Here is a 13168-nt window from a genome sequence, read left to right as displayed (position 1 = left end):
GTGCATTCGTGCATTCGTGCATTCGTGCATTCGTGCATTCGTGCATTCGTGCATTCGTGCATTCGTGCATTCGTGCATTCGTGCAAATTATACGCGGCGATACTCTTCAAACCGGTAATCATAATCATTTTTCTCATCACGAACACCTGGTATCGTATTCACCAGTTCCCATGCCGACCAATCCACTTCAGGAAAATACGTATCTCCCTCGAAATCATTTTCAATTCGGGTTACGAGCAGACGATCCGCATGGCTCAGAAATTCCTTGTAAATCTGTGAGCCGCCGATAATCATTAATTCTTCTTCCGCTCCAGCGAGCCGCAGTGCTTCCTCTACCGAATGCACTACCTCAGCTTGTGCAGCTTCAAACGCTGTATCACGGGTCAAAATAATATTCCGCCGGTTTGGCAGCGGCTTGGAACCAAAGGAATTCCATGTTTTACGCCCCATGACAATCGTCTTCTGCTGTGTCTCCTGTTTGAAATAAGCCATATCTCTGGGCAGCTTCCAGGGCATGTCGTTGTCTTTGCCGATAACACCCTGACGTGCCTGCGCCCATATGAGTGTAATTGTCATTGTGGCTGTCCTCCTATCATCCGGATATTCATCCAGATAGGTTTATTCTATATCATATCATTAAAACCTATCATTCTGCATCAACTTCTTGTAATATTTCACGAATGTTTGTCCTAATGTATTAACTGATTATCCGTTAAAAAGCAAGATATCAAATGTTTTATAAAAGGCTATTCATAAATTTGATCAGCTACCTATTTAGGCTGGATAACAAAATCCGGAGACAGTTTTAATGGGAATTGCTCAACCGCTGCCTATCACAGCTGCCGTCTATCCTAAAAACCAGTCTCCGGAATGGATGATGCTGTTATTCAATTGTGTAACCGACAAAATCAGATGGCAATTGGTGCCTTGATCCCCGGATGATACTCATAATTTTCAAACTGGAAATCTTCAAACTTGTAATCAAAAATCGAATCCGGCTTGCGCTCGATCCGCAGCTGCGGCAGCGGATAAGGCTCACGTGTAAGCTGCAGCTTCACCTGCTCCAGATGATTATTGTAAATGTGTACATCTCCACCAGTCCAGATCAGATCACCCACTTCCAGGTCACACTGCTGGGCCACCATATGTGTCAGCAGCGCGTAGGAAGCCAGATTAAACGGCAGCCCCAGGAAGGTATCCACCGACCGCATCTGGAACATGCAGGACAGCTTGCCTTCTGCTACGTAGAATTGAAACGCATAATGACATGGAGGCAGTGCCATATGATCGACTTCTGCTGCATTCCATGCATTCACGATATGACGGCGTGAATTCGGATTGCTCTTGATCTGCTCGATCACGGCCGAGATCTGATCAATCACTTCGCCGCCAGGACCGCGCCATTCTCTCCACTGGGAGCCGTATACACGCCCCAAATTACCTTCTTCGTCCGCCCACTCATCCCAGATCGTTACGCCGTTTTCCCGGAGATACGTAATATTGGTATTCCCGCTTAGGAACCAGAGCAGTTCATGGATAATAGACCGGGTATGCAGACGCTTGGTAGTCAGCAGGGGAAATCCCTCCTGCAGATTGATACGCATCTGCCGTCCGAATACGGAGATGGTTCCCGTACCTGTCCGGTCTCCCTTTTCCACTCCATGATCTATAATATCCTGCAGCAATTCCAAATATGCTTTCATTAATTTACACCTCATTCATACGACTTGTCTTGACTGAATCTTGAAGATTTCATTATGTATAACTGCCAACCCTATGAGGATATCGTCACATGACATTGTAACAGTGTCTTGATCCCAAGTACTCTTTTTGCAGTTGCCATTTTACATAATCATCCCTACGATACAGCCAATTTCAGTTTTAAGTTCACCTGTAATATTGTAACACAGATGAACCACTGAGAAGAAATCAAAATAAGGAAAAGCATTCGGTAAAATGGCAAAATAAAAATAAACACCCGGCTATGTAGCATAGCCGGGTGTTTATCTCACACGCTAATTCCGAATTAACGAGTTTCGCGGTGAAGCGTGTATTTCTTCAGACGTGGGCAATATTTTTTCAGCTCAAGACGCTCCGGATGGTTCCGTTTGTTCTTGGTTGTAGTGTAGTTACGATCGCCAGTCTCTGTGCATGCCATAGTAACGATAACGCGCATGTGAATTCACCTCACTTCATTGGTAATCAAAAATTATTCAACTATACTAATTTACCTTAATTACAATAAATGTTCAACTGAGATTTATTGGAACTGTATAGTCAGTTAATAATCCGCAAACATTAATTGAAATGCCTTATTAATTTTATCATATACTGGAATGAAATCCAAGCTATTTTTGCGAACATGCATTCACATTTCACCGATATATTCATTCGCCACAAATTTATGGCATATCAAAAGCCGCCAGGAGCTCTCCGGCGGCTTTGATATAAGCATCTGATATCATAATCAGCCCGCAATGAGGAAATCAGGTACAACAAGTGGTACAACTAGGCTGCGATTAATGGCTAGTACGGGCTGACTCATTTAAATCAATCCTTACTTTTTGCGCGGAGCGATAACGTGGATCGGATGACCCATAACCAGCTCAGCTGCTTCCATAACGATCTCACCCAGTGTTGGATGCGCATGGATAGTCAGTGCCAGATCTTCCAGTGTCGCGCCCATTTCGATAGCCAGGCCCATTTCAGCGATCATGTTGGAAGATTCCAGACCTACGATCTGGCTGCCCAGTACAACACCTGTTGCTTCATCAGCTACGATTTTCACGAAGCCTTCTGTGTTGTTCAGGGAAGTTGCGCGGCCGTTACCAGCGTAAGGGAATTTACCAGCGGATACTTTGTATCCTTTGGCTTTTGCTTCAGTTTCAGTCAGACCAACGCTTGCACATTCAGGATCAGTGAATGCTACAGCTGGTACACATTTGTAATCGATAACGGAAGGCATACCAGAGATAACTTCAGCTACCACTTTAGCTTCGTAGGAAGCTTTGTGTGCCAGTGCCGGACCTTCAACGATATCACCGATTGCATAGATGTGCGGGATGTTCGTGCGTCCCTGATGGTCGATTTTTACCAGACCGCGATCAGTCAGTTCCAGATCGATCAGATCCAGACCCAATTCGCCGTCAGTGTTTGGACGACGTCCAACAGTAACCAGCAGATAGTCTGCAGTTACTTCTTGCTCTTTGCCGTCTACAGTGAATTTCACTGTAACGTCATTTTCGGTTTGAGTAGCACTTTCCGCTTTCGCGTTTGTGAAGATTTCCGCACCGGATTTCTTCATGTTTTTGGCTACCAGGGAAGTCATATCTTTATCGAAACCTGGCAGGATTGTATCCAGACCTTCAATGATTGTAATTTTAGTACCAAATTTGGCATACATTTGGCTCAGCTCGGCACCGATGTATCCACCACCGATAACGATCATGGATTTAGGGATTTCCGGCAGGTTCAGTGCTTCTGTGGAAGACAGAATGCGACCTCCAAACGGGAATGCTTTCAGTTCGATTGGACGTGAACCGGTAGCGATGATGCAGTTTTTGAAACGGTAACGTGGAGATTCATGATCATTGAACAGACGCGCTTCGTTCTGGTTGATGAACATGCACTCGCCGTGGAATACTTCCACTTTGTTACCTTTCAGCAGGCCAGTAACACCACTGGTCATTTTTTTAACAACGCCGTTTTTGAACTCTTGTGTTTTGGCAAAGTCAACTTTTACGTCGCCTACAGTTACGCCGAAACCTTCGCCGTGTTGTGCAGATTCAAAATGATGAGCTGCAGCGATCAGGGCTTTGGAAGGAATACAACCACGGTTCAGACACACGCCGCCAAGTTCAGATTTATCAACGATCAGGACTTTTTGTCCCAGTTGAGCAGCGCGGATGGCGGCTACATAGCCACCAGGTCCCGCACCAATTACCAACGTTTCAATATCGATAGAAGCATCTCCTACTACCATTGAATTACACCTCCATAGTTAACAGCTCAGGGTTGCCGAGCAGTGATTTGATATGGTTCATAAAGTGTTGTGCTGTTGCGCCGTCGATGATACGGTGGTCAAAACTCAGAGACAGTGCCATTACTGGTGCTGCTACCACTTCACCGTTTTTGATTACTGCTTTTTCGCTGATACGGCCAGTACCCAGGATCGCAACTTCAGGGAAGTTGATGATTGGAGTAAAGAACATACCGCCGGCAGAACCGATGTTGGAGATCGAGATTGTGCTGCCTCTCATCTCGTTAGCTGCCAGTTTGCCATCACGTCCACGAACAGCCAGATCGTTGATGGTATCAGCGATCATGAAGATGCTCTTACGGTCAGCGTCTTTAACAACCGGTACGATCAGGCCGTTAGGCGTATCTGTAGCAATACCGATGTCATAGTGTTTTTTGTAAACAATTTCTTCTGTTTTTTCGTCGATAGAAGCATTCAGAGCCGGGAATTGACGAGCCGCGGACACCAGTGCTTTTACGATGAATGGCAGATAGGTTACTTTTGTACCGCGTTTTTCAGCCAGTGGTTTCATGCGAGTACGGAAAGCTACCAGTTCAGTAACGTCAACTTCGTCCATGATCGTTACGTGTGGAGCTGTGTACGCGGATTTAACCATAGCGTTAGCGATAACTTTACGGATACCTTTGAAAGGTACACGCTCTTCGTCGCCACCAGCAGATGCTGTGGATGCGGAAGATGGAGCTGCTGCAGAAGCTACAGGTGCTGCTGCTTTTTCGTCAGCTGCCGCCGCTTGCGTAGTACCGGAAGCCTGGCCGCCACCTTGCTTGAAGGATTCCACATCTTCACGAGTGATTTTGCCATTGCTGCCGCTGCCTGTTACTTGGGACAGGTCAACACCTTGCTCACGTGCAAATTTGCGAACGCTTGGTGTAGCCAGTACATCTTTGTTAGGTGCAGCTGGTGTGGAAGCGTTGGTTACTTGTCCTTCTTTTGCTTCTGTCGGGCTAGAAGATGCAGGGGAAGAATGCGTATCTACATTACCGATGTTAGCATCTGTTTCCTGTCCGCTCTTCTGCTCAGGAGCACTTTGTTCAGCCGGCTCTTCATCTTGCTCAGGCAGTTCGCCTTCTGCTTCGATGATTGCTACCGTTTCGCCTACGTGGCAAACCTGGCCGTCTTTAGTCAGTACTTCTACTACAGTTCCGTCTACTGGACAAGGCACTTCAACTACAGCTTTATCATTTTGTACTTCCATAATAATGCTGTCGTCTGTTACTTTGTCACCTGGTTTAATGTGCATCTTGATGATTTCGCCTTCGTGCAAACCTTCACCAAGCTCTGGAAATTTATATACGAATCTTGCCACTTGCAAAACCTCCCTGATTAAAATTGTTGAATAGGACTTAAAACAGTCATGCCTTCAACAACGTCTGATAAGTATTTCTGTATTCTCCTATGCTCAAAGCCAAAAGGCGTCCGTAGAAGAGTATTCCACTTTCCAACAACACTCCCGGGTCGGATATTGAAAAGTAGAACACAATCATGCAAACCGCCTCTTGAGCCTTGAACGTTTAATTCATTCATACATTTCCAAGATAAAAGTTATCTTAGAAGTTCATTACTTTGTTAACCGCATCGATAACGCGCTGTGGCGTTGGCAGCCATGCGTCCTCGATTTGAGCGAACGGATAGATTGTATCCGGCGGGCATACACGCAGTACTGGAGCTTCCAGATGCAGAATCGCTTTTTCGTTGATCTGAGCGATTACTTCTGCAGCTACGCCAGCGCTCTTTTGAGCTTCCTGAACCATAATTGCGCGGTTTGTTTTCTTCACGGAAGTTATGATTGTATCGATATCGATCGGGCTCAGTGTACGCAGGTCAATGATTTCCGCATTAATCCCTTGTTCTGCCAGCTGATCAGCAGCTTTGGTAGCTGTATGAACAGTCATGCCGTAACCGATAATTGTTACATCGGAACCTTCGCGTACTACGTTGGCTTTACCGATTTCTACAGTGTAAGCTTCTTCCGGTACTTCTGCACGGAATGCATGGTACAGGTTAAGATGCTCCATGAAGAATACCGGATCGTTTTCACGGATTGCAGCGACCATCAGGCCTTTTGCATCATAAGGGTTCGAAGGGATAACCACTTTGATACCCGGAGTCTGAGCCAGCAGACCGGACAGGTCGTCAGTGTGCAGCTCAGCCGCTTTAACACCGCCGCCGTAAGGTGTACGGAATACGATTGGTGCATTGTAGCGACCGCCGGAACGGTAACGCAGACGTGCTGCCTGAATCGCCATTTGATCCAATGCTTCAAAGATAAAACCTACGAACTGGATCTCTGCGATTGGACGGAAGCCCTGGATACCCAGACCGAATGCCAGACCGCCGATTGCGGACTCTGCCAGAGGAGTATCGAATACACGCTCCTCGCCAAACTCTGCTTGCAGACCTTCTGTCGCACGGAATACACCGCCGACTTTACCTACGTCTTCACCAAAAATGAGCACGTTAGGGTCATTTTTCATCTCAACGCGGATTGCGTCGCGAATCGCTTCTTTCATATTCATTTGTGCCATTTGCTTCATTTCCTCCTTAAACATTTCACTGTTCATGTTCACGCATCAAGGATGTGCTGCGATCATAGTATCACTTCAAAAACCTCTTATTGGAAATCCGCTTTTTGCTCTTCCAGATCATGAGGTGTTGTTTCGAACATGCTGTCGATCAGGCCAGTAACAGTCATTTTCTCTGTTTTCTCGGCTTTTTTGATCTCTTCGTTTACTTTTGCTTTGGCTTCTTCTCTTACGCGCTCTGTATCTTCATCAGACCACAGACCTTTTTCAGCCAGGTATTTTGCCAGACGAGCGATAGGATCTTTCTCGCTCCAGATACCTTCTTCGTCTTTGGTACGGTATTTGCTTGTGTCATCCGACATGGAGTGCGGACGGAAACGGTAAGTCAGAGCTTCGATCAATGTAGCACCTTCACCGTTACGAGCGCGTTCAGCAGCTTCACGAACGGCTGTGATAACAGCGAATACGTCCATACCATCGATTTGCACACCTTTGATACCAGCGGAAACTGCTTTGTGAGCGATGGACAGTGCAGCTGTTTGTTTTGCAAATGGAGTTGTGATGGCGTAACCATTGTTTTGTACAAAGAAGATAACAGGCAGTTTGTAAGCACCTGCGAAGTTCATGCCTTCGTAGAAGTCACCTTCGGAAGAACCGCCATCACCTGTGTAGGCGATAACAACCTGTTTTTGTTTTTTAAGTTTGTAACCCATTGCCAGACCCATTGCATGCAGGATTTGTGCACCAATGATGATCTGTGGCATCAGAACGTTAACACCCTCAGGGATGCGTCCGCCTTCTTGATGTCCGCGGGAATACAGGAATGCTTGATACAGTGGCAGACCATGCCATACCAACTGCGGCATATCGCGGTAACCAGGACATACGAAATCTTCCTTGTCCAGTGCGTATACGCTACCAACCATTGTAGCTTCTTGTCCGGATACCGGAGCATAGAAACCAAGGCGTCCTTGACGACCCAGGTTAACAGCACGGTCATCCCAAGTGCGTGTAAATACCATACGGTACATAATTTCTTTCAATTGATCATCAGTCAGCTCAGGCATTTTGTCAGGGTTGACAATTTTGCCTTCTGGGGAGAGAACGGAAAGTGCTTCCACTTCTTCCGTGTAAACTTCATATGGAACCTTGCTCATTTTATTCACCTCAATAAAAAATTTGAATATCATGTTCCGCTGTTATAGAATTATTATACACCTGTTCTACTCCGTTCGTCAAAGCATACATTGAAATTAATAAGGCAGCCGTGTCGTTGTATGTATAACAGGTTATTTAATTTTGTATAACAGTTGAACCATTTCAAAATAGAATGTCTTAAAATCACACGACTCAATCTTAACCCATTGTTGGTTTCTTTGCAAAAATTTTAACGAAAAGGTGATCACTATGACAGATTCCCGTTACTTGAAAAGAACGATATTAAAGGAAGAAATTGAGAGCCGCCATCTCGGCGAATCACGCACGCTGCGCATCTATCTTCCACCCGGTTATAATGAACTTCTCAGCTATCCGGTTGTATATTGCCAGGATGGCGAAGAGTTTTTCAACTTTGGTCGAATTGCCACCTATGCGAATGAACTTATACTCGATGACAATATCGAACCTTTCATTATTGTAGGTGTAGAAGTGAACACCAAGATCCGTACGCAGGAATATGCTCCGTTTGGCAGCCGCTTTGCAGCATATACCGCCTGCTTTGCCGAAGAAATTATTCCTTATGTGGAACAAAAATATCCCGTTCGCCGCACACCGGATCAGCGCATTCTTGCCGGTGACTCTCTTGGCGGCAGTGTCTCCATGCATATCGCCCTTCTCTATCCGGAGCTGTTCAGCCAGATCATCAGCCTGTCCGGGGCCTATTATAAAGAAAGCCGCGCTCTGATTGCTGCCGAAAAGGATTTGTCAGCGCTTAACGTATTCATGATCGTCGGTCTGCAGGAAACCGATTTCCGGAGCGACACCGGCGTCTATGACTTTGTTGAGCTCAATCGCGCCACCCGTGATTTGCTGCTTGAACGCGGCGCGACCGTCCGTTATGCTGAGAAAGACGGAAAACATCTGTGGGGATTCTGGCAAAAGGAACTACCTGCTGCCTTAAAATACTTCCTTCAGTAATCAGCTTTAGTAACCAGGCTGTATGATCTGTCATTACTTATTACATTAAAAAGAGAAGCTTCAAACGGATAAAGCTGATGTTTGCGCTTACAAACCAATAGATTTGCTGCTTCTCTTTTTCTTTTCAGGGAGTGATCTGCAATTCGGACTCCCAACGTCTATTGTATCGGTGTAGGTAAAAATTACGCAACTGAAATTTTCACCTTTTAACAGATATAAGACGGTTATACAGGCATTCAACTCATTTATTAGGGAAAGGGGGAGATTTCATGGCTGCAAAACGCGCTCTTATCTTCTCAGGCGGTCTGTTACATCCTGATTTTTTAAACGAAATTCGTGATACCGATCTGATTATCGGTGCCGATCGTGGCGCATTATTTTTAATTGAGCATGGTATCCGCCCTCATCTGGCAATTGGCGATTTTGATTCATTGACCGATCATATGACTGATCTGCAACGGATTGAAAGCAATTCCGATGAACTGGTTGTATTTGATCCGGTAGACAAGGATCTGTCCGATACCGAAGCGGCTTTTGAAGCGGCGATGGAGCGGCATATGGATGATATTCTGATTTTTGGCGCTGTAGGTACACGTTTTGATCATACGCTGGCCAATGTGCAGCTGCTCGTGCGGGCACTGCAGCACCAGGTACATTGTGCAATTCAGGATATGAATAATTACATATCGCTTACCTCTACCACTTCTGTCATTTCCAATATGGGCTATCCGTATGTCTCTCTGCTGCCGATGACTTCCGAAGTAACCGGGATTCGTCTGAAGGGATTCCAGTATCCACTGGAAAATGCCACCCTGCGGATGGGGCAGTCACGCGGGATCAGTAATCATCTGGCTGCCGAACAGGGTATGGTCAGTATTGAAGGCGGTCTGCTGCTGATTATTCAGAGCCGTGACTAACTATTGTCGTCCATATGTGCCACAGCCTATCTGTTATGTATACTCTAGATAGCTGATGTATCCTTGTGGATATATCAGCTACTGACTCCATGCTATTCCGTTCGCTTCGGGATTATTACTAAAATAACAGTACCGTAACACAAAAAAGCAATACCCTACCAGTAGACTGGAAATAAGGGTATTGCTTTTTTGTGTTGGGCAAATGCAATTATCCGAAATAGCGGTGGTACAGACTTCGGGCTTCTGCGATGTCCTTGGTACCATGCACCATAACCCGACCATCCTGGAATACGACTATCCGGCGCCCCTGATCGATCGTCATGGACAGCAGAAACGGATTGACACTGATCTCGTGCTGTTCCAATTTTTGCAGTCGGCGGGCCGTTTGCTGCAGATCAAGTGTCTGGCGATGGGCCGGGCGAATCTGCACCGTATCCCGTCCGCACAGCACTTCAGATTTGCTCTGTCCTTCGTGGCTCAGATGCGGGTAGGTCGGATGAACTCCACAGGATGGACAGTCCGGTTTGCGGGCTGCATTCATTTTAATGGAGACCTGCTCATTTTTCCACAGATCAAAGGAAAGCAGTGTACCTCGCAGCTGATCGTGGTTACCGCTCAGCAGCTTGATCGCTTCGGTCGTCTGATGGGCGACTACCATTTGAACAGCTGGTGGAATAATACCGGATGTATCACAGGTATCTCCACCGAGCGGCGCCGATTCCATCAAACACTGCAGACATGGGGTAACACCCGGTACGATTGTAAAGGTGATTCCGTAACTCCCTACACACCCGCCATAAATCCATGGAATATTATACTTTTGGGAAATGTCATTAATCGTGAGCCGCGTCTCAAAATTATCGGTAGCATCCATGATCAGATCCACACCCAAGGCAAGCTCAGCCAGCTCATCCGCTGTCACATCCGCGATATGCGCTTCGATCTTGACAGAGGAATTAATCTTTGTCAACCGATCACGGGCAGCGATTGCTTTGGGTGTACGATTGGCCGCGTCCTCTTCGGTAAACAGCTGCTGTCGCTGCAGATTGCTCCATTCCACATAATCCCGATCTGCAATAATTACTTTTCCTACACCGGCTCGTACCAGCGTCTCCGCTGAACTGGAACCGAGTGCTCCTGCCCCTACAATCAGTACCGAAGCACGGGACAGCTCATTCTGACCTGTTTTGCCAAGCGGAGCGAACAGCTCCTGTCTGGAATAACGATGATGCGGATCAGCCAGCTGCGTAGATGCATCTGGCTGCGGTATCATTGCTTCCTCCTGATTCTCGGCTGCGCTGAAGCTGCTGATAAGATCAAACTCCTCTTCTGTATGTTCAAGATTCAAGTCGTAATCATCCCTTCTACCGGGCTGCTTGCTACAGCATAATTACGTACAGGGATCATGCCGGCTTCCTTTCCGAGTCGTCCGGCTTGTACAGCCAGCTTCATCGCCAGTGCCATTCGAACAGGATCACTCGCTCCGGATACAGCGGTATTAAGCAGCACTGCATCTGCTCCCAGCTCCATGGCATAGGCTGCATCTTTGGGTGAGCGGATTCCGGCATCCACAATAACAGGTACCCTGGCATCTGCGATGATCCATTCCAGCATGGAAGGGTTGAGAATACCGCGACCGGACCCAATCGGGGAAGCTCCCGGCATTACGGCATGTACGCCTATTTGCTGCAACCGCTTGGCCAGCATATAATCGTCGGAAATGTACGGCAGCACCGTAAAGCCTTCCGCAAGCAGAATCTCACAGGCTTTGACCGTTTCCAGCGGGTCCGGCAGGATCAGCTGGTCATCCCCGATCACTTCGACCTTTATCATATCACATAATCCGGATGCTCTGGCCAGTCTGGCGATACGTACCGCCTCATCTGCCGTGCGAGCACCTGCCGTATTGGGCAGCAGTTTGTATTTGCTCAGGTCCAGACGTTCCAAAAAGTTCGGTTCATCCGGCTGATCCAGGTTTAGCCTCCGTACTGCGAATGTCAGCACTTCCGTTTCGGATGCTTCCACTGCTTGAGCCTGCACATCCAAATCACTGAATTTCCCGGTTCCCAGCAGCAGCCGGGATGTAAATGTATGTTGTCCTATCGTTAACAAGTCATCCACCTCCTACAAAATGTACAATCTCCAGTGTGTCTCCACTGCCAATCATCGTTGTACCATGCTCTTCCTTCTGTAAAATTTGTTGATTCCACTCGACGATAACGCGTTTCTCTCCCAGTTGCAGGGATTGAAGCAGCTGCTCGATTGTGCGAACGTCCGGCGATACCGAGCGGCTCTTTCCATTGATCATCAATTCCATACTGGTGTCCCCCCTTCCGTCTCCGGTTGCAGTCTCAAAAGGTGTTGCAGTGCACGGCCCGGAGCAAAACTTGCCGGGATGGAAGAACTCTGACCGGATGCTATGGCTTCCGCCATAATCCGTCCGGTTCCGGCTGCCAGCAGGATGCCATTACGATAATGCCCGCAGGCCATCCATACACCCGGCAGCGGTGTCAACATTCCCATATAAGGCAGCTCGTCCGCCGTACCCGGCCGTATACCGGCCCAGCAGCGTACCAGTTCCCCGTTGGTGATGGACGGAATATACTGCTGCGCTTTGAACAACAGCTCGGTGACTGACCCGGCTTCTACCAGCGTATCTATTCGGCCGGGCTTACTTGTCGCCCCGATCCAGATGCGATTGCCCTGTTTGGGAATAATATAGATTTGATGACCATAAATCGTATGATTCAGCCAGCTTGTCGGTGTGCGTATTTCCAGCAGTTCTCCTTTGACCGGTAAAAAGGGCAGCCGGTATCCTTCAGCCTCGATCAATCTGGCACTACCAAGTCCGGAAGCCAAAATAATCTGCTCCCCATACATCACTCCCTGCTCTGTCACCACACCGGTAGCCCTTCCATACTCCCCGTGTTCACGCAGCAATCGTCTTACTTCCGTCTGCCGATATAACACTGCTCCCAGACATACTGCCGCCAGCACCAATGCTTCATTCAGCAGGGAAGGAATAAGCTGCTGTTCGGATCGGTTGTAGAGCATCCCATGCTCTGAGCGGATATATGGCTCTTCCCTTGCCAGACGCTGATTATCCCACCATTCCAGATGAGAGTTGCCAGCCTGTACGCTATCCTGCTTGTTATTATAAAGTCGCTCTCCAACGGAACCCGGATCTGCAGAAGCAAGCTGACGAGAATGATGTTCCAGATCATGTGGTTGCACAGGCAGCAGGAATCCTTCACTGCGCAATCCACAATGTATACCTGTCAGCTCATATAGCTGTTCGGTCAGCCCGGTGTACAGAGAGCGGCTGTACAGAGCCAACTGACGAAGATCCGCATGCTGGAAATGTTCCGACTCCGCTGCCAGCATTCCTCCGGCAGCACCCGATGCCCCCGATGCAGGCTGATTTTTCTCAATGATGGCTACTTTCATGCCTTTCACCGATAATTCATAAGCGATAGAGGCTCCAATTACACCAGCTCCGACTACAATCGCATCATAATATCCGTTGCTTCTCATTGCTCATATCACCTTCCTCA

The 13168-nt window shown here is 47.5% G+C and carries 13 protein-coding genes; 2 read left to right on the top strand and 11 right to left on the bottom strand.

Going from position 1 to position 13168, the window contains the following annotated elements; all coding sequences use genetic code 11:
* Positions 1–87: 87 nt before the first annotated feature.
* From M1D61_RS09975 to pdhA, 7 genes are all read right to left on the bottom strand, one after another.
* The gene (locus M1D61_RS09975) at positions 88–576 is read right to left on the bottom strand and encodes a dihydrofolate reductase (RefSeq protein WP_458122197.1); all 489 of its coding nucleotides are present in this window, start codon (positions 574–576) and stop codon (positions 88–90) included.
* A 332-nt stretch (positions 577–908) separates the two neighbouring features.
* Complete coding sequence (gene thyA / locus M1D61_RS09970) at positions 909–1703, bottom strand: thymidylate synthase (protein WP_458122196.1); 795 nt, start codon at positions 1701–1703, stop codon at positions 909–911.
* A gap of 323 nt (positions 1704–2026) precedes the next feature.
* Positions 2027–2176, bottom strand: a complete 150-nt coding sequence (gene rpmG / locus M1D61_RS09965; RefSeq protein ID WP_081604078.1) for a 50S ribosomal protein L33 — start codon at positions 2174–2176, stop codon at positions 2027–2029.
* A 381-nt stretch (positions 2177–2557) separates the two neighbouring features.
* Complete coding sequence (gene lpdA, locus M1D61_RS09960; protein WP_458122195.1) at positions 2558–3982, bottom strand: dihydrolipoyl dehydrogenase; 1425 nt, start codon at positions 3980–3982, stop codon at positions 2558–2560.
* A gap of 4 nt (positions 3983–3986) precedes the next feature.
* Positions 3987–5345 carry a dihydrolipoamide acetyltransferase family protein gene (locus M1D61_RS09955; RefSeq protein ID WP_458122194.1) on the bottom strand — a complete coding sequence of 453 codons (1359 nt, stop codon included), beginning with the start codon at positions 5343–5345 and terminating at the stop codon, positions 3987–3989.
* Between the two features lie 241 nt (positions 5346–5586).
* On the bottom strand, positions 5587–6564 hold the full coding sequence (locus tag M1D61_RS09950) for an alpha-ketoacid dehydrogenase subunit beta (protein WP_458122193.1): 978 nt from the start codon (positions 6562–6564) through the stop codon (positions 5587–5589).
* Positions 6565–6650: 86 nt separating this feature from the next.
* The gene (gene pdhA, locus M1D61_RS09945) at positions 6651–7718 is read right to left on the bottom strand and encodes a pyruvate dehydrogenase (acetyl-transferring) E1 component subunit alpha (RefSeq protein WP_458122192.1); all 1068 of its coding nucleotides are present in this window, start codon (positions 7716–7718) and stop codon (positions 6651–6653) included.
* A gap of 250 nt (positions 7719–7968) precedes the next feature.
* On the opposite strand from pdhA, the gene M1D61_RS09940 reads away from it, so the two are divergent.
* Positions 7969–8697, top strand: a complete 729-nt coding sequence (locus M1D61_RS09940) for an alpha/beta hydrolase (protein WP_458122191.1) — start codon at positions 7969–7971, stop codon at positions 8695–8697.
* A gap of 269 nt (positions 8698–8966) precedes the next feature.
* Complete coding sequence (locus M1D61_RS09935; RefSeq protein WP_458122190.1) at positions 8967–9614, top strand: thiamine diphosphokinase; 648 nt, start codon at positions 8967–8969, stop codon at positions 9612–9614.
* Between the two features lie 208 nt (positions 9615–9822).
* Here M1D61_RS09935 and M1D61_RS09930 read toward each other — a convergent pair whose 3' ends face one another.
* From M1D61_RS09930 to thiO, 4 genes are all read right to left on the bottom strand, one after another.
* Positions 9823–10887 carry a MoeB/ThiF family adenylyltransferase gene (locus tag M1D61_RS09930; protein WP_458122466.1) on the bottom strand — a complete coding sequence of 355 codons (1065 nt, stop codon included), beginning with the start codon at positions 10885–10887 and terminating at the stop codon, positions 9823–9825.
* 71 nt (positions 10888–10958) lie between these two features.
* Entirely contained in the window at positions 10959–11726 is a 768-nt protein-coding gene (locus M1D61_RS09925) for a HisA/HisF-related TIM barrel protein (protein ID WP_458122189.1), read from the bottom strand.
* 1 nt (position 11727) lies between these two features.
* Complete coding sequence (gene thiS / locus M1D61_RS09920) at positions 11728–11931, bottom strand: sulfur carrier protein ThiS (RefSeq protein ID WP_458122188.1); 204 nt, start codon at positions 11929–11931, stop codon at positions 11728–11730.
* A complete protein-coding gene (gene thiO, locus M1D61_RS09915; RefSeq protein WP_458122187.1) occupies positions 11922–13148 on the bottom strand; it encodes a glycine oxidase ThiO in 1227 nt (408 codons plus the stop codon). The genes thiS and thiO overlap by 10 nt, the downstream gene beginning before the upstream one ends.
* Positions 13149–13168: the final 20 nt, after the last annotated feature.

This window comes from Paenibacillus sp. Z6-24 (assembly GCF_054161335.1).
Note: the sequence above shows the minus strand (reverse complement) of the source record. Positions and strands in the feature narration are given on the sequence as shown.

Coding starts and splice junctions, on each gene's coding strand:
- M1D61_RS09950 (WP_458122193.1), bottom strand. CDS start 6,564: ATGGCACAAATGAATATGAAAGAAGCGATTCGCGACGCAATCCGCGTT.
- lpdA (WP_458122195.1), bottom strand. CDS start 3,982: ATGGTAGTAGGAGATGCTTCTATCGATATTGAAACGTTGGTAATTGGT.
- M1D61_RS09975 (WP_458122197.1), bottom strand. CDS start 576: ATGACAATTACACTCATATGGGCGCAGGCACGTCAGGGTGTTATCGGC.
- M1D61_RS09930 (WP_458122466.1), bottom strand. CDS start 10,887: ATGATACCGCAGCCAGATGCATCTACGCAGCTGGCTGATCCGCATCAT.
- M1D61_RS09940 (WP_458122191.1), top strand. CDS start 7,969: ATGACAGATTCCCGTTACTTGAAAAGAACGATATTAAAGGAAGAAATT.
- M1D61_RS09935 (WP_458122190.1), top strand. CDS start 8,967: ATGGCTGCAAAACGCGCTCTTATCTTCTCAGGCGGTCTGTTACATCCT.
- thyA (WP_458122196.1), bottom strand. CDS start 1,703: ATGAAAGCATATTTGGAATTGCTGCAGGATATTATAGATCATGGAGTG.
- rpmG (WP_081604078.1), bottom strand. CDS start 2,176: ATGCGCGTTATCGTTACTATGGCATGCACAGAGACTGGCGATCGTAAC.
- thiS (WP_458122188.1), bottom strand. CDS start 11,931: ATGGAATTGATGATCAATGGAAAGAGCCGCTCGGTATCGCCGGACGTT.
- pdhA (WP_458122192.1), bottom strand. CDS start 7,718: ATGAGCAAGGTTCCATATGAAGTTTACACGGAAGAAGTGGAAGCACTT.
- thiO (WP_458122187.1), bottom strand. CDS start 13,148: ATGAGAAGCAACGGATATTATGATGCGATTGTAGTCGGAGCTGGTGTA.